This window comes from Ruminococcus sp. RTP21204st1_B2_RTP21204_210225, from assembly GCF_040914135.1.
Classification (GTDB): domain Bacteria; phylum Bacillota; class Clostridia; order Oscillospirales; family Ruminococcaceae; genus Hominimerdicola; species Hominimerdicola aceti.
This window is the reverse complement of record NZ_JBCPGA010000015.1, coordinates 1-16639: the sequence shown is the minus strand read 5'-3', so window position 1 is coordinate 16639 and position 16639 is coordinate 1. Positions and strand designations below refer to the sequence as shown.

Below are 16639 nucleotides of genomic sequence, written 5' to 3'. Positions count from 1 at the left end.
AATTTATCATTCCTTTCACTGAGTCTGTGGCTCAAAATACCTACTTATTATCCACCACTGAGATAGACGACTTTTCAGGGTCGAACATTTCTCTTACGGCGTTTTCGCAATCCTCCACAGTCATTTCTGCAAGAACCTGTGCTTCATAGAAAGCGTCAGAGTTTTCAAAATAGCTTTCTGCAAGATAATCTGCTGCTCTTTCAGGATTATTCATTCCTCTTACTATTTCGCCGTACATAGAACGCTTTATCATATCAAACTGCGACTTGTCAAAGCCCTCTGTCTTTACACGTTCTATCTCCGCTAGATAACGGCGATAAAGCTCTTCGGGGTCATGGGATTCACCTGATATTATTGGAGAGAATACTCCACAGCTTGTGAACACTTCGACACCGAACTGCGAATTTATCAGTCCGTCATCAAAAAGCTGTTTATAAAGAGGTGACGAAGAGCCAATGAGCAGATGAAGCGCAACTGACGCTGTTCCAGCCTTTTTAAAAAGTTCTCTGCCCTCATAAGGCTTGCACTTGAAGCCGATATTGAAAAGTGGCAGACCCACAGGGAAGCTCTGAAATATCTTTTTCTGCGCTACATTCTCAGGCTCATCAGGAAGCTTTGTTTCAAGCTCCATATTCTCGCATGGCTTCAACATTTTATCGCATATTTCCATGACCTTATCCTCGTCAACATTTCCTGCAATGGCAAGGACCATGTTGTGAAGATTATAGAAAGTGTAGTAACACTTATAAAGAAGATCAGGGGTTATCTCAGCAATAGTATCAACAGTTCCTGCAATATCTATCTTTATAGGGTGGTTTACATACAGAGCTTTCAGCAGATTATAAAAGCACTGTCTTTCAGGAGAATCTGCACACATTTTTATTTCCTGACCGATTATTCCCTGCTCCTTAGCCACAGATTGTTCTGTAAAATAAGGCTTCTGAACAAAGTCAAGAAGTATTTCAAGAGAATCCTCCCAGTTTTCCGAGCAGCTGAACGTATATGCCGTTTCATCAAAAGACGTGAAAGCATTTGCGTTGGCACCAGTTTTTGCATATAAGTCAAAAACATCTGTGTCTTCATTTTCAAAAAGCTTATGCTCAAGAAAATGGGCTATGCCCTCAGGCACAGTGATGAAATCTTTGCTGTCCTTGGTCTTGAAACAGTTGTAAATTGAGCCGTACTTTGTGGAAAATATGGCTTCTGTAGTTGTGAAGCCCTCCATTTTCCACACAAGCACGTCAAGTCCTGACGGGTGATGAAAAACGCTGTAGCTCTCGCCCAGTCGCTCGCTCTTTACAATCTCCTTATTCATCACAGTCCTCCTCTTCCTCGCCTCTGATAACGAAAACAGTATCAGGCTTAAAAGTCTTTGCACAGCTTATTATGTCCTCACGAGTAAGCTTTGCTATCCGCTCGTTTATCTCCTCAGGAGTGAAAGCTGTGTTTCGTGTGTTCTGCGCTGCATACCAACCCATGATATCATATATGCTGTCATAATTTGACTTAAAGCCACCGCATAGAGATTTCTTTGTGTTTTCAAGCTCCTCTTCTGTGAAGTCGCCATTACATATGGCTTCGAGCTGTTCTTCGATAGCTTTTTTTGCCTTTTCTATGTTACAGCTTTCAACGCCACTATCAATAAAAAGAGTGCCCTTTCTGTCGGCATATGCAGAGGAACAATAATAACAAAGACTCATCTTTTCTCTTACGTTTGCAAAAAGCTTTGAAAAAGGCGTTGCTCCTAGAAGCATACAGAAAAGCTTTGCCGTATATATATCCTCATAATCAGACTTGAATGCCATGACCATTTTGCTTTGGCTTACCTGCATTTTAATTTCTCTATAAACAGGCTCTGCCTTTGCAGGTGAATTGTGTCTGTAGTCTATTTTCTCCACAGGCGAAACTCTTTCGAGAGCAGCCATTTCATTTCTTATAAGATTTTCAGCTGCAACAGTGTTTCCACCGCCTGATATGGTTATCTCTATCTTTGCACTTTCAAGAAGCTTTTTGTGTTGTCTTAACAAATCCTCCTGAGTTATGTTCTCAGCAAGCTCCACAGTTCCAATTGCAGACACAGCCGCAGGTTCGCCCTCAAAGATAAGCTTTTTCGCCTGCAAAAGTGCATAGCCACGCTTATCATTGACAGTGGCAACAATAGCGTCGATAAGCTCCTGCTTTCTTAAAGTAAAATACTTCTCACAGAACTTTCCGTCAACAAGATGAGGTCTGAGCAGACAGTTCAAAAGCTGTCTTACAACCTGAACGGATATTACTTCGCCGTCTATAGTATAATCGTCGCCGATAAAGCTCGCAGACAGACCGACAGACTGGTAATCGCCTATAGTGCCGCAGTTAGTACCTATGCTTGAACCATACAGCCCGGTGAGTGTAGATGTAAGCTTTGTTCGTGAAGGTATCTCCGCATTCGATGTCACAAGCACTGTTTGTAGCATTGCATTGACGCAGGCTGTTTTTTCGTCCAGCGGTGATATAAATGCTATCTTCACGCAGTTTGACTTGAATTTCTTGTCATATATTCTTGTAAGAGATATCCCTCTGCCGAGTTCTTCCCTACTATAAGATACAGCCATTTGATTACTCCTTCAAGCGTTTTCACGCTAAAATTTTTCGTGATAACACGATAATAATATAGTATATCACATTCCTGTGCAGATTTCCATACTTTTCACAAGAATTTCATAAATACACTTATTCTATTACCGTATAAATGAAATTTTCCCAGTGAAGCATTGTTCCCTCGTCTGTTTCGTCAGGCAAAAGCGCTCTTGCCATAAGAAGATCTTCGCCTGTGTCCACATTAAGAAGATGTGCATAATCGCCGTCAATTTTTGTTACCTTATATGTTCTTGGCTCCATTTTTATTCTCCTTTTCTGTCCATAAATACCACGTTTTCAGCACCCAGTCTGTTTTCAAGTTCGACGAGCAGTTCAGGACACATTTTCACAGCATGAACAGACTTTATGCCTGTCATTTTGCGTATATCGCTGAAAAATACCGCAAACTTTGAACCAGTCTGTGCTCTGTATTTCTCGGCTATAGTTCTAACAGCCTTTATGCCCTCTGCATCTCTTGAAACAAGCCTTACGCAAATATCCCTTTGAAGCTGTAATGAGCAAAATCTATCGACAGGCTCGAGCATATCCGCAAGTATCTTAGGCTCTTCTTCCTCTTTACATGATATCTTGCCTTTGACGTGCAGAAGCGCTCTGTCTTTTATAAGGCCTCCCATAGTTTGAAAAACTGACGGAAAAACCACTATCTCTAATGTTCCGAACTTGTCTTCAAGCTCCACAAAACACATCATATCGCCTTTTTTGGTCTTTAGCATTTTTCTGCCCCTGACCATTCCTGCATAGTCTACTTCCGCCCCATCAGCGAAACGTTTATCAGCCATTCCGCCCTCGTCTGTACAGGCTTTTATGAGCTGTGCAGAGGTGACACACCTTGTGGCTGAAATCACACACTCAAAGCGGTCTATAGGGTGGGCGGATATATACATACCAAGAGCTTCATGCTCAAATTCAAGAAGCTGCTGTTCGTCAAACTCGCCGCAGCGTTCTATCTTCTTTTCCATTGGCAAAGCAGCACCCATGCCAAACAAGTCAAGTTGACCCTCAATCACACTTCCGTCTGACCGAGTTACGCTTTTCATTATGTCCTCGCAAGCATTGAGATGTTCACGTCTGGTGTATCCAAAACCGTCAAAAGCTCCACTCTTTATAAGTGCTTCCACTGTTCTCAGGTGGATATCTCTGCCCGAAACTCGTGTACAAAAGTCTTGAAGCGAACGAAACGCTCCACCTGATTTACGCTCAGAAACTATTCTGTCGATAGCCCCCTCACCAAGCGACTTAACCGCAAGAAGTGCAAAGCGTATTCCCTCAGGCTCTGCCACAAAACCGCTTTCGCTCTTATTTATATCCAGCGGCAAAATTTTAACGCCACTTTTGCCAACATCTGCAATATATCCGTAAAGCTTATCGGTGCTGTCAAGAAGCGTGATAGTCATAAGTGCCGCCATGTATTCCTTATAGAAATGACATTTTAAATACGCTGTCTGATATGCGATAGTTGCATAAGCCGCCGCATGGGATTTGTTAAAGGCATAGCTTGCAAAAGAGGTCATTTCGTCAAATATCTCATTGGCAACATTAGCGGGTACACCGTTTGCCACTGCACCACAGCACTGCCCTTTCTCACCGTAGATAAACGCTTTTCGCTCGTTTTCCAAAACAGCCGCTTTCTTTTTAGCCATTGCTCGCCTTACGATATCCGCTCTGCCGTATGAATATCCTGCGAGCGTGCGGAATATCTGCATTACCTGCTCCTGATAAACTATACAGCCGTATGTCACTTCAAGTATGCCTTTGAGCAATGGGTGCTTATACACTATCCTGTCAGGTTCATGGCGGTTTCGGATATATGTTGGGATCGAGTCCATAGGTCCTGGGCGGTAAAGGGAGATAACAGCGATAAGGTCCTCTAATCTTTCAGGGCGAAGCTTCATGACAGTCGCAGTCATTCCTGCACTTTCAAACTGGAAAACGCCCTCCGTTTTGCCCTGTGAAAGCATTTCATATACCTTCTTGTCATCAAGAGGTATCTTCTCCAAGTCAAAATCAGGGTGAGTTTCTATCACCTGCTTTCGGCAGTGGTCTATAATGGTAAGGTTGCGAAGTCCGAGAAAATCAATTTTAAGAAGTCCCAATCGTTCAAGCACTGTCATTGTATACTGTGTGGAAACTTGTCCGTCACGAGAATAGAGAGGAACGTAAAAGTCTACCGGCTCTTTTGTGATAACAACGCCTGCTGCGTGGGTGGACACGTTTCGTGGCATACCCTCGACGCTCATGGCAATATCAAGAAGTTGTCGTATCTTCATATCAGTCTTATAAAGGGAACTAAGCTCAGGTATATTCTCTATGGAATATTTCAGCGGCTGACCTCTAGGTATTTTCTTTGCAAGCATATCTCCGGTCTGATAAGGCAGACCCATTGCTCTTGCCACATCTCTCACTGCCTGCTTTGCCGCAAGCGTGCCAAAGGTCGCAATCTGCGCCACATGGTCAGAACCGTATTTCTCCACAACGTAATCAATAACACGCTGTCTGCCTTCCATGCAGAAATCTATATCAAAGTCAGGCATGGAAACTCTTTCTGGATTAAGAAAACGTTCAAAGAGCAGGTCATATTTTAGCGGGTCAATGCCTGTTATACCAATACAATAAGCACACAGACTTCCTGCACCTGAACCACGTCCGCAGCCAACAGGTATACCGTGGGTCTTTGCATAGTGAACAAAATCCCACACTATAAGATAATAGTCAGTATATCCCATTCTCGTTATAACGTCAAGCTCATAGTCAACACGTTTCAAAGCCTCTTTTGTAGGATTTTCATAACGTTTATAAAGCCCTTTAATGCACATATCACGAAGAAACTTTTCGTTATCTGAAACACCGTCTATATGGAAATACGGAAGCTTTGTTTTGCCAAACTCAAAGCTTACATTACATCTGTCAGCTATCTTTACTGTATTCTCCAGCGACTCAGGCTGAGAGGGAAAAAGCTCCGCCATTTCTTCTGCTGACTTTACATAAAACTCGTTTGTCGGAAATTCAAGCCTGCTTGGGTCGTCTAGTGTCGTGCCTGTTGAGATACACATTAGTACACGTTGCGCATTAGCGTCTGAACGTCTGAGATAGTGTGCGTCATTGGTGCAGACCATCGGTATTCCTGTTTCTCGTGAAAGCTTTATAAGCATAGGCAATATTCTCTGCTGGTCTGCAAACTTATGATTTTGAAGCTCTATAAAGTAATTATCCCTGCCAAATATATCACGATATTTAAGAGCAGTCTGCTTTGCAGCCTCATAATCGCCATTGGTAAGCTTTCTGGGTATCTCACCCGCAAGACAAGCCGACAGACAGATAAGCCCATTGTGATATTTTTCAAGCAATTCAACATCTACTCTCGGTTTGCTGTAAAAGCCCTCTGTATATGCCGCCGACACAAGCTTTATAAGATTTTGATAACCCTCGTTGTTTTCGCACAGAAGCACAAGGTGGTAAGGCGAACTGTCTATCTTCGCTAGCTTGTCAAATCGTGTTCTTGGTGCGACATACACCTCACAGCCTATTATAGGTTTTATGCCCTGAGCAAGACATTCGTTGTAAAACTCCACTGCCGCAAACATATTTCCATGGTCTGTGACCGCAACTGCTTTCTGTCCAAGCTCCTTTACACGCAAAACAAGCTCCTTGATACGGCAGGCGCCGTCAAGGAGCGAATATTCACTATGAAGATGTAGATGTACAAACTCAGGCATTTTTATTCCTCTTTCAGTGCAAGACCTTTTTCAACTCTTATCCTGTCAGCTATCTCTGCTATCTTCTGCAATCTGTGGTTTGCCCCCGAACGTGAGATAGGAGGATCTATGGCTGCACCAAGATCTTTAAGATTAAAGTCAGGATTATTATATCTAAGCTCAGCTATCTCCTGCAAATTATCAGGAAGAGAATAAAGCCCCACTGTCTCGTCTATAAGCTCGATATCGCTTATCTGCTTTTCCGCTGCTTTCAGCGACTTCTCTATATTGGCGTTATCGCAGTTCACCGCTCGGTTTATCTTGTTGCGCATATCTTTCATCATTTTTACATTCATAAGTTCAAGCGAACACATAGGCGCACCCATAAGAGTAAGCATATCTATGATATTCTCAGACTCTTTTATGTAAACTATCTGTGCGTTCTTACGTTCAACGTGCTTTGGAGTGATATCGTAATTATCTATAAGCAGCATACCAAAATCATTGCAAAGCTCTATCGTTGGCATAACGAACTCCATATGATATTTTTTCTCAGGATTGTTCACCGAACCGCAGGCAAGAAATATACCAGCCACGAGCTGTGGATAAAACTTCTCTTTAGGCAGGTCAGCTTCTTCCAAACGCCTGCTCTTATCCATTCTGAAATAGTCAAGAAGTGTGAGCCTGTCCTCACGCTCAGGAATATCCAAAGCATAAAGCACAACGCCGTTTCGCTTTTTCTGCTCTGTGACTAACACTGCGTTTTCATTACCAGTTATCCTGCCGGTGTTCAACACGAAAAAGTCTGCTACCGCTTTGTTTTCAGTGAGAAAAGATATCTCATCATCTGACAGGCAGTTACAGTACGTGAGCATACCCATCATGCACACGTCAGCCTTTGGCTTTGAATTTATCTTGCTGATTATTTCTTCTTTTGCTCTGTATGAAAAGGATACGTCCTCCAACTTTCAAACCGCCTTACTGATTATTTATATCTCTGTGTGTTATTCTTATCCTGTGACCTTGCTTTCTCAGATGCTCCGCAACTGCTTCTGCAAAGGTAACGCTCCTATGCTTTCCGCCCGTACAGCCGAACGCTATAACAAGCTGTGACTTGCCCTCTTTTTCGTAAAGAGGTATGAGATAGTCGATAAGATCTGTTAGCTTGCCTAGAAGCACTTTGGCTTCGTCAAAGCTCAAAACATAATCATAAACGTCCTTGTCAAGACCTGTTTTGTTCTTAAGCTCAGGTACATAAAACGGATTCGGCAGACACCTTACGTCAAATACAAGATCGCCCTCGCTCATTGCACCGAACTTGAACCCGAACGACTGAACATCAATATGCATAAACTCGTTGTTTCCAAGAAATATTGAATAAAGCCTTTCCTTAAATTGAGCTGTTGAGCTTCTGGACGTGTCTATATAAAAATCAGCCTGTGCTTTTATAGGTCTTAATATCTCACGCTCAGTTTCAATAGCTTTTCTTATGTTTCCATATGACACCTCGTCAAGAGGGTGCTTTCTTCTTGTTTCCTTGTATCTTCTCACGATAACGTCATCTGAGCTGTCAAGGAAAAGTATTTTAAGACTCACGCCCTCGCCCTGAAGCTGCTTTACTGTGTCTTGAAGCTTCAGAAAAAGGTCGCCGCCTCTTATATCAACAACAAACGCTACCTTGTCTATTTTTCCGTCAGACTGACTGCATATGTTTGCAAACTTTGGGATAAGCTCAGGCGGCATATTATCAACGCAGTAATATCCTATATCTTCAAGCACATTCACGGCACTTGATTTTCCCGATCCTGACATACCAGTAATTATCACAAACTGCATAACGCTCATTCCTTTCTTACAAAGCTGAAAAAAATCATCACTTATTGATCCCTATTTAAATTATTCCTTGTAAGGTATTATCTTTACCTCACATTCAAGAAGATAGCCTGTCTGCTCTTTGACAATGTGCTGAACGTGTCTTATCACCGACATAATATCCTCAGTTGTTGCACCACCCTTGTTCACCACAAAACCGCAGTGCTTTTCAGACACCTGTGCTCCTCCCACTGTGTATCCCCTCAGACCACAGTCCTCAATGAGCTTTCCTGCAAACTGTCCCTCAGGTCTTTTAAAGGTCGAGCCTGCACTTGGATATTCAAGTGGCTGTTTTGAACGGCGTCTGCCCATAAGCTCCACCATTTTGTCCTGAATATCGTCATACGCTCCTGCCTCAAGTCTGAACACTCCTGAGGTTATGACTTCGCCGTTTTTCTGATAACAGCTGCTGCGATAAGCAAGAGCCATTTTATTTGCCTCTGTAGTATGTACAGTGCCGTCTGCCCTCACGGAGTTCGCAGAGGTTATAACATTTTTAATCTCACCGTCATAAGCTCCTGCGTTCATATATATAGCACCGCCCACAGTTCCCGGTATGCCATAGGCAAACTCAAGTCCTGTGAGGTTATGCTCAAGAGCGAATCTGCACAGCTTTATAAGGCTGCACCCAGCCTCGGCGTATATGGTGTTTTCGTTCATCATTTTTATCTCGTCCACTGACTGACCCATAAGGAACACCACGCCCTCATAGCCTCTGTCGTCAAAGAGAAGATTTGAGCCATTTCCAACAACAATATATCTTACGTTCCATTCGTGTGCGGCTCTAACAAGTTTTGCAAGGCTTTCCTCTGAGCTTATATCCACCATTGCAGTACACGCTCCGCCGGTGCGGAATGTGGTATGCTTTGAAAGCGGCTCGTTGTAGACAACATTACATTCAAGCTCTGAGGCAAGATCAAGCAGCTTTTGTGTATTCATATATATCTGTAAAACGCCCTTGTGAGGGCTTCTCCTTTCATCGTTTTAAATATCGAGGTTTGGTCTTTTCGCAAGAACATATTCCCTTATCTTTTCCCAATCACTGTTCATGATAAGCTTCTCAGGAAAATCAAGTTCCTCCGCTATCTTTGCCACTTTCGGTGTTTGACCGATAAGCTGACAGAAATGACAATCAGAGTCAAAGACCACAGGCACTTCATACTTTTTGCAAAGCTTCAAAAGCTCCACTACGTTTCTTCTGGGCGATCTTTTGCACACAAATGAGCTTTCATTTATCTCCACAAGCTTGCCGTACTCCTTGAACGCCTTTACGCCCTTTTCATAATCGAATATAAAAGGTGCGGTGGTGCAGTGACCTATGACATCCACCTGAGGGTTCTGTGCGACTTTCAGCCAGCTTTTAGTGTGGTTCTCAGGTGTCGAGGGAGTATAGCAGGCACTGTGCATAGACGCCACCACCCATTCAAGTCCTGAAAGCAGCTTTTCGCTGGTATCAAGCTCTCCGTCATCGCTCACAACGTTAGCCTCTATACCTCTGAGGACGGTTATCCCGTTTATCTTTCTCGGCAGTATGCCAAGATTGACAAAATGCCAGATATGTGGCGAGTCGGGCATTTTCATGGCATGGTCTGTCATCGCTATGCCTTTCATTCCGTATTTTTCAGCCCACTGGCAGTTCTCTGTTATGGTGGAGTAAGCATGAGTTGAAGCTATAGTGTGCGTGTGCATATCTCCCTGTAAGTGCATTATGATCTATCTCCTATTTAAAAAAGTATATGCGTGTTTTTAGAAATTATCCCAGTTCTTGACCTTGTCTTTCTTGTCCATTTGCAGACCAAGATTCTGCAAAAGTTCAGCGGCAGCGTTATAACCCATTTTCTTCTGACGGTTGTTCATAGCCGCAACTTCAAGGATAACAGCAAGGTTTCTGCCCGGCTTTATAGGAATGGTAAGGCTCGGTATCTTGATTCCGAGAATAGTTGTATACTCATTGTCTACGCCCATTCTGTCGTATATCTTCGTGCTGTCCCAAGGTTCAAGCTCTACGATAAGGTCTATCTTCTCGCTTACCTTTACAGCACCCATACCGAACAGACGTCTTGTGTTGATGATACCGATACCTCTCAGTTCGAGGAAGTGACGGATATTATCAGGTGATGAGCCGACAAGCGTTCTGTTTGATGTCTTTCTTATCTCAACGGCATCGTCAGCCACAAGTCTGTGACCTCTCTTTACAAGCTCGATAGCTGTCTCGCTCTTACCAACGCCGCTCTCGCCCACGATAAGGATACCCTCGCCATATACTTCGATAAGAACGCCGTGGCGTGTTATTCTCGGAGCAAGCTCAACGTTCAGGTAGCCGATAAGTGCGGCGATAAATGCTGTTGTGCTGTCCTGAGTTCTTGCGATAGGTACGCCGTATTTCTTAGCTATCTCAACCATTTCAGGGTAAAGTTCATGACCTCTTGCCACGATAAAAAGCGGTATCTTTGTAGCAAAAAGAGCGTCTATCCTCTCATATCTTGTTTTCTCGTCAAGTGAAGCAAGATAAGCAAACTCCATATTTCCGCATATCTGAACACGCTCTGCATTGAAATACTCATAAAATCCCATAAGCTGAAGTCCAGGTCTGTTACAATCATTCTCAGTAACAACAAGGCTGCTGATGTTCTCAGGAGCATAGATTATCTCCATATTAAGCTGTTTGATTATCTCCTCGACAGTAACGCTGAATATCTCTGCCATTGAATATCATTCCTTTCCAGTCAAATTTTATATTCTAAGTAAACCTTTGTTATACATCTCCTGTGCGGCAAGCATAACGCCTGCTTTGCCTGTTGAGTATGTGATACCGCCCTGAAGCCATGCGGCAAACGGCGGTCTTATAGGAGCGTCGGCGGAAAGCTCTATGGACGCACCCATTGTGAATGCTCCTGCCGCCATTATCACCTTGCTGTCATAACCCGGCATATCCCATGCCTCTGGAGTAACATAGCTGTCAACCGGCGAGCCTTTCTGTATTCCCTGACAGAAAGCCACAAGGTTCTCCTCGTTTTCAAGAAGTATAGATGCGATTATATCAGTTCTTGTTTCGCCGCTTTCAGGAAGGGTCTTGTAGCCAAGTTTTTCAAAGAAACGGCAGGCGAAAACTGATGTTTTAAGAGCAGAAGCAACCACCTGTGGTGCTAAGAAAAAGCCAAGGAGCATTTCTCTGTTCTGATTAAGTGAACAACCAACTTCCTTGCCCATACCAACGCAGGTGAGCCTGTCGGCACATTTTTCCACAAGGTCTGCTCTGCCGCAGATATATCCGCCTGTAGAAGCAATTCCACCGCCCGGATTTTTGATAAGCGAGCCTATGATGATATCTGCGCCAACGCTCAGTGGCTCTTTTCTTTCAACAAACTCACCGTAGCAGTTATCCACCATGACGATTATATCAGGATTAGCTTTCTTTGCTGTTTCTGCTATCTTTCCGATTATCTCAACTGTCAGTGACGGTCTGAGAGAATAGCCTCTTGAACGCTGGATATACGCTATCTTTGCACCAACAGCTTTCTTTGCTATCTCGTCATAGTCAGGATACATTTCGTCAACAAGGTCTACCTGCTCATACTTTACACCGAAATCAATAAGTGAGCCGTTGCCCTTTTCGCCTCTGATACCGATTATCTCCTCAAGAGTATCATATGGCTTTCCAGTGCAGGCAAGCATTGTGTCTCCGCTTCTAAGCACTCCGAAAAGCGCTGTTGAAAGTGCATGAGTACCGTTCACAAAAGTGTGTCTTACCAAAGCGTCCTCACCGCCCAGCGCCTGAGCGAACACCTTGTCTATAGTATCTCTGCCCATGTCGCCGTATCCGTAACCTGTTGTGCCTTTAAGACAGCCCTCGCTTACACGATTGTCGATAAAAGCTTTCAGCACTTTCTGTCCGTTATACTCGGCATTGCTGTCTATTTTCTCAAACATCTCCCTGCACTCATTCTCTGCCTCGGAGGCAAGAGATAAAAGCTTTGGGTCTATATCAAATATACATTCATTCATTTTCTATTCTCTCCAATACAAGATCTATTCCGCAGGCTTTAAAGCCTATCTCCTCATAATAGCTCACTCTATGGGGTCTTGCAAATAATCTCACCTGAAAGCCGTCCTGTGTGAGCTTTTCACCTATCCAATACAAAAGCTGTCTTGCATGGAATTTTCCACGCTCCTCAGGTATCGTTCCAACGTGTCCCACAAGTGCCACTCCATCTATGATATACTGTATAGTGGCAGTGGTGTAGTTTCCAAGCAGGAATGACTGTGAAAGTCCTCTTCTTACTCTGTGGGAAGTATCCGTAAGCCACAGCTCATAGGAATTTTTTATGGCAGGGAAACACGGTGCAAGTATCCTGAAAACATCATCGAGTTTTGGAAGCTCATTCACATCAAGGGGCGGGATATCGTTCTTTGCAACAAAGCTGAACTCCGTCCGTTTGTCACCCTTATACTCTGCCTTAGTGAGTTCTGCAAGCTTATCTGAATACTCCGCCTCAAACTCCACTGCGGCAGGCTTATTCATAAGAATGAACCCTGCAAGCTCGCCCAATACCTTATCGTCAAATCTCTTATCCTTGAAAGTCGATATCATCATAGAGGCGTTGAATACTGATATGATACCAAGCTTTTCTCCGCTTTCCTCAACGGCATAGAAATGCAGAAAATCATACCCTGTGCCGTATGCCGCAAAGTGCGACTTTATACGCCTTGTATAATTGTTAGGTTTAAGACCGCTCAGCAGTTCTGAGCTGATCTCTTTGGTTTCATAGATCATTTGTTATAAGTCCTATCCAAGATCAATTTTGTAAGAACATAAGCGTTCTCAAAGTCCGCCTTATTTATCACGCAGCTAGGCGAATGAAGATATCTGCAAGGGAGCGACACTGCGGCTGTCTTTACGCCACCACGGGAAACGTGTATCGCACCTGCATCATTTCCTCCTGCCACCATTGTTTTGGTCTGGCACGATATGCCGTTCTCTTCTGCCGCAGAAAATGCAAGCTCATAAAGCTCACGGTCATACATTGTGTGTCTGTCCATATATGAAACAACAGGACCTTTTCCAAGCTCACAAACCCTTTTCTCTCCAGAAGCCGATGGAATATCCGCCGCAGTTGTGGATTCAAGCACCACTGCATAATCAGGCGCAACAGTGAACGCCGCACAGGTCGAGCCACGCAAACCTATCTCTTCCTGCACCACGAAGGTAAAATATGTGTCATACTCCATGCCCTCTTCTATCATTCTGAGCATTATTGCACAGCCTGCTCTATCGTCTATAGCCTTGCACTTCACGAAGCCCTCACCGAACTCTACAAAATCGGAAACAAATCTCACACTGTCCCCAAGGCGCACAAGCTTTAAGGCTTCCTCACGGCTGTCAACGCCTATATCTATGGTAAGCTTATCAAAAGGCACAGACTTTTTTCTCTCCTCGGCTGTGAGGTTATGGATAGCCTTTCCGCCCACAACGCCAAGGACGTTATTCCTGCCGATTTTGACACGTCTGCCGAAAACAACTCTTGGGTCAACACCGCCAACTGATGACACTTTCAGCGTGCCGTCAGAATTCACATAGGTTACTATCATGCCAACCTCGTCCATATGAGCAGACACCATTATCTTGTTTTTAGGCATCTTTTTGCCCTTACAGAAAGCTATGACATTGCCAAGGTTATCCACCCTTATTTCAGCTTTATCGCCTATTTTATCTATTATATATTCTCTTACCGCTCCCTCGTCGCCTGAAATGCCGTCAAGGAGGCAGAGGTCTTTCAGTTTATCCAACATAAATATCTACACTCTTTTCAGATATTCTGCAATAAGCAGAGCCGTATTATCAATATCGTTTATATCAACTATCTCCACAGGCGTGTGCATATGCTTTTCTGGAATGGATATGGTAACGGCTTTTGTTCCGCTTCCGCTCACACCGATAGCGTCAGCGTTCGTACCTGTTTTTCCGCTCATGACTTCAAGCTGATATGGTATGCCCTTTTCTTCTGCAAGGCTAACAAAGCCATCTGACATCTCTCGTGAAAGGGACGGAGCAATGCCTATCATCGCTCCCTTGCCCATTATGCCGCACTCTTCCTCGCTCTCATAATGAGTCCTAGCAAAGGAAACGTCCACCACTATCGCATAGTCTGCATTGATATCAAAGGCGGCTGTTTTTGCACCACGCTCGCCAACTTCTTCCTGAGTTGAAAAGCACACTGCGATATTATAAGCTGTCTGCTGACCATTGAGAAGCTCCAAAGTCTTTAGGATAGCCGTACAGCCTGACCTGTCGTCAATTGCTTTAGATGTCACACGGCTTCCTGCGAGCCTTTCGGCCTTGTTTTCTATAAGCACTCTGTCACCAAGGGAAACATACTTTGCTGCATTTTCACGGCTCGTAAAACCTATATCTATGAAAACGCTGTCAAGGTCTGGTGCGACAGAGCTGTCTTTTTCAAGGTGAGGCGGAGTTGAAGTCACGATGCCCGTGAGCTTTTCTTTGCCGTAAACTGTCACCTGCTGAGCCAAAAGAAGCCTTGTATCAAGGCCACCGCAGCCTGATATTTTCAAAAAGCCGTCCTCTGTGATGTATGTGACTATCATGCCTATCTCGTCTATATGGGCGTCAAGAAGCATAACAGGCTTGCCGTTCTCCCAGCTTCCAACCTTGCAGATAGCACTGCCAAGAGCGTTATCCAAGGTGACTTCGCCATACTCTTCAAGGAGCTTTGCCGCAGCCTCAGCCGCTGAGCCTTCCGCTCCCGATACACCTGCCGCAGAGCAAAGCTGTGACAGTATCTCAAATGTATCCATAATACATATCCCTGCTTTTTATAAAATTAGAGTTCGTTCACAAGTCGCTTGAAATGTCTGCCTCTTGCCTCAAAGTTAGGATAGAGGTCAAAGCTTGCACAGGCTGGTGAAAGTGTGACAACATCGCCCTCTTCAGCCATTTTCTGTGCTGTGAGGACCGCCTCTTCAAGTGTCTTTACTCTCACTATTTTCAGACCGCTTTCAGGATAGAGCGGGCTTTCTGTAACAGCCTTTTCTATCTTGTCTGCTGTCGCACCAAGAAGAATGAGTATCTTTACGTTCTTGTTCACAGGCTCGGCAAGAGGCTCAAAAGGTATCTTCTTGTCATAGCCACCTGCGATAACAATAAGCTTCTGATTAAATGAATTAAGTCCTGCGATAACTCTTGTAGGGCTTGTTGCGATAGAATCGTTATACCACTTAACACCATCTATCTCTCTTACAAATTCAATTCTATGCTCAACGCCACCGAAGTTCTTTGCTACTTGAACTATGCTCTGGATAGATACCTCGCCCCATACTGCGGCGATAGCTGTGAGATAGTTCGCAACGTTGTGGATACCAGGTATCCTTATATCGTCCTTGTGCACTATCTCTGTAGTTCTGCCCTTTTCCGTGTAGCAAAGCATACCGTCGTCATTAAGATATGCGCCTGTCTGAACAGGGTGCTTTAGAGAGAATGTGACAAGCTTTCCTCTTACGAGGTCTGCAAGCTTTATGGTTTCCTCGTTATCTTCGTTGAGAACAGTTCTTGAGTATCCGTTCTGATGAGCGATAAGGTTGGCCTTTGCACCGATATACTCCTCCATTGTTCCGTGAACGTTCAGGTGGTTTGGAGTGATGTTTGTGATTGCGGCAACGTTTGGCGACTGTCTCATTGAGATAAGTTGGAAGCTTGAAAGCTCAACTACTGCAACATCACTGTCGGACATTGTTTCAACGATAGGCAGAAGAGCCTTGCCGATATTTCCACCGATATGGACACGCTTGCCCTCGGCTTTGAGCATTTCGCTGATAAGGGTAGTAGTAGTAGTCTTTCCGTCTGAACCTGTTACGCCGTATATCTTGCATGGGCAGAGGTCAAAGAAAGTTTCCATTTCTGATGTAATGGCAACGCCTGCTTTTCTTGCCTTTGTAATAGTTTCATCATTATAGTACATACCAGGTGTTCTGAAAACTATATCGCAGTTGAAGATGATATCAAGATAATGCTCGCCCAATGAGAACTCACAGCCCTTTGCGGAAAGCTCCTCATAGATAAGCTCATCAAATTCGTCCTCTGTCTTTTTGTCGCAGACAACGCATCTTATGCCCTTTGAGAGAAAAAGCTTTATAAGCTCCAGATGACTTACGCCCGTACCTATGAACGCTACTCTCTTATCTTTTATTTCCATGAAATATCTTTGTGCTTTTGTCATATCATTAACTCCTTCAATAATTCTGTCAGTTGTGTGCAATATACTGCACACATACCTATTCTATTTTATTATATATCATTTTATCCAAAAACGCAAGGACTTTTTTATATATGCAAAAAAAGTTTACTGTAGTGCTACAATAGATATTGGACAAAATTAAGAAAAAAGAAAAGAGAGATAGGCAAAAATCTGATAAAATAAAGT

The 16639-nt window shown here is 43.8% G+C and carries 14 protein-coding genes; all 14 read right to left on the bottom strand.

The genetic code is table 11. From position 1 onward, the window contains the following. Nucleotides 1-40: 40 nt before the first annotated feature. Nucleotides 41-1315: a M16 family metallopeptidase gene (locus tag AB5123_RS07350; RefSeq protein WP_368364652.1), complete on the bottom strand. Its 1275-nt coding sequence runs from the start codon at nt 1313-1315 to the stop codon at nt 41-43. Beyond that, nucleotides 1308-2594 carry a pitrilysin family protein gene (locus tag AB5123_RS07345; protein WP_337811858.1) on the bottom strand — a complete coding sequence of 429 codons (1287 nt, stop codon included), beginning with the start codon at nt 2592-2594 and terminating at the stop codon, nt 1308-1310. The genes AB5123_RS07350 and AB5123_RS07345 overlap by 8 nt, the downstream gene beginning before the upstream one ends. Nucleotides 2595-2712: 118 nt before the next feature. Further along, on the bottom strand, nt 2713-2880 hold the full coding sequence (locus tag AB5123_RS07340) for a hypothetical protein (RefSeq protein WP_022286737.1): 168 nt from the start codon (nt 2878-2880) through the stop codon (nt 2713-2715). Between the two features lie 2 nt (nt 2881-2882). After that, nucleotides 2883-6353, bottom strand: a complete 3471-nt coding sequence (locus tag AB5123_RS07335; RefSeq protein ID WP_368364651.1) for a DNA polymerase III subunit alpha — start codon at nt 6351-6353, stop codon at nt 2883-2885. Nucleotides 6354-6355: 2 nt separating this feature from the next. After that, nucleotides 6356-7297 carry a DNA-binding protein WhiA gene (gene whiA, locus AB5123_RS07330; RefSeq protein ID WP_242989164.1) on the bottom strand — a complete coding sequence of 314 codons (942 nt, stop codon included), beginning with the start codon at nt 7295-7297 and terminating at the stop codon, nt 6356-6358. 13 nt (nt 7298-7310) lie between these two features. Next, the gene (rapZ, locus tag AB5123_RS07325; protein WP_038671699.1) at nt 7311-8168 is read right to left on the bottom strand and encodes an RNase adapter RapZ; all 858 of its coding nucleotides are present in this window, start codon (nt 8166-8168) and stop codon (nt 7311-7313) included. A 60-nt stretch (nt 8169-8228) separates the two neighbouring features. Next, nucleotides 8229-9143: a UDP-N-acetylmuramate dehydrogenase gene (gene murB, locus AB5123_RS07320; protein ID WP_117927397.1), complete on the bottom strand. Its 915-nt coding sequence runs from the start codon at nt 9141-9143 to the stop codon at nt 8229-8231. 45 nt (nt 9144-9188) lie between these two features. Continuing rightward, nucleotides 9189-9911, bottom strand: a complete 723-nt coding sequence (locus tag AB5123_RS07315; RefSeq protein WP_347503300.1) for a phosphatase — start codon at nt 9909-9911, stop codon at nt 9189-9191. A 39-nt stretch (nt 9912-9950) separates the two neighbouring features. Next, a complete protein-coding gene (hprK, locus tag AB5123_RS07310) occupies nt 9951-10910 on the bottom strand; it encodes an HPr(Ser) kinase/phosphatase (RefSeq protein ID WP_022286731.1) in 960 nt (319 codons plus the stop codon). Between the two features lie 27 nt (nt 10911-10937). Next, nucleotides 10938-12209: a methionine gamma-lyase family protein gene (locus AB5123_RS07305; protein WP_117923476.1), complete on the bottom strand. Its 1272-nt coding sequence runs from the start codon at nt 12207-12209 to the stop codon at nt 10938-10940. After that, the gene (locus AB5123_RS07300; protein ID WP_117863987.1) at nt 12202-12978 is read right to left on the bottom strand and encodes a hypothetical protein; all 777 of its coding nucleotides are present in this window, start codon (nt 12976-12978) and stop codon (nt 12202-12204) included. Before AB5123_RS07300 ends, AB5123_RS07305 begins: the two co-directional genes overlap by 8 nt. Continuing rightward, a complete protein-coding gene (locus AB5123_RS07295) occupies nt 12975-13994 on the bottom strand; it encodes a M42 family metallopeptidase (protein WP_368364650.1) in 1020 nt (339 codons plus the stop codon). The genes AB5123_RS07300 and AB5123_RS07295 overlap by 4 nt, the downstream gene beginning before the upstream one ends. Nucleotides 13995-14000: 6 nt before the next feature. Beyond that, a complete protein-coding gene (locus AB5123_RS07290; RefSeq protein ID WP_368364649.1) occupies nt 14001-15017 on the bottom strand; it encodes a M42 family peptidase in 1017 nt (338 codons plus the stop codon). Between the two features lie 26 nt (nt 15018-15043). Beyond that, the gene (gene murD / locus AB5123_RS07285; protein WP_117897450.1) at nt 15044-16435 is read right to left on the bottom strand and encodes a UDP-N-acetylmuramoyl-L-alanine--D-glutamate ligase; all 1392 of its coding nucleotides are present in this window, start codon (nt 16433-16435) and stop codon (nt 15044-15046) included. Between the last annotated feature and the right edge of the window lie 204 nt (nt 16436-16639).

Bases quoted from the DNA above. Each gene is read 5' to 3' on its own strand.
- AB5123_RS07295 (WP_368364650.1), bottom strand. From the start codon at position 13,994: ATGTTGGATAAACTGAAAGACCTCTGCCTCCTTGACGGCATTTCAGGC.
- AB5123_RS07335 (WP_368364651.1), bottom strand. From the start codon at position 6,353: ATGCCTGAGTTTGTACATCTACATCTTCATAGTGAATATTCGCTCCTT.
- AB5123_RS07350 (WP_368364652.1), bottom strand. From the start codon at position 1,315: ATGAATAAGGAGATTGTAAAGAGCGAGCGACTGGGCGAGAGCTACAGC.
- AB5123_RS07290 (WP_368364649.1), bottom strand. From the start codon at position 15,017: ATGGATACATTTGAGATACTGTCACAGCTTTGCTCTGCGGCAGGTGTA.
- AB5123_RS07300 (WP_117863987.1), bottom strand. From the start codon at position 12,978: ATGATCTATGAAACCAAAGAGATCAGCTCAGAACTGCTGAGCGGTCTT.
- murB (WP_117927397.1), bottom strand. From the start codon at position 9,143: ATGAATACACAAAAGCTGCTTGATCTTGCCTCAGAGCTTGAATGTAAT.
- rapZ (WP_038671699.1), bottom strand. From the start codon at position 8,168: ATGCAGTTTGTGATAATTACTGGTATGTCAGGATCGGGAAAATCAAGT.
- murD (WP_117897450.1), bottom strand. From the start codon at position 16,435: ATGACAAAAGCACAAAGATATTTCATGGAAATAAAAGATAAGAGAGTA.
- AB5123_RS07305 (WP_117923476.1), bottom strand. From the start codon at position 12,209: ATGAATGAATGTATATTTGATATAGACCCAAAGCTTTTATCTCTTGCC.
- AB5123_RS07315 (WP_347503300.1), bottom strand. From the start codon at position 9,911: ATGCACTTACAGGGAGATATGCACACGCACACTATAGCTTCAACTCAT.
- AB5123_RS07340 (WP_022286737.1), bottom strand. From the start codon at position 2,880: ATGGAGCCAAGAACATATAAGGTAACAAAAATTGACGGCGATTATGCA.
- hprK (WP_022286731.1), bottom strand. From the start codon at position 10,910: ATGGCAGAGATATTCAGCGTTACTGTCGAGGAGATAATCAAACAGCTT.
- AB5123_RS07345 (WP_337811858.1), bottom strand. From the start codon at position 2,594: ATGGCTGTATCTTATAGTAGGGAAGAACTCGGCAGAGGGATATCTCTT.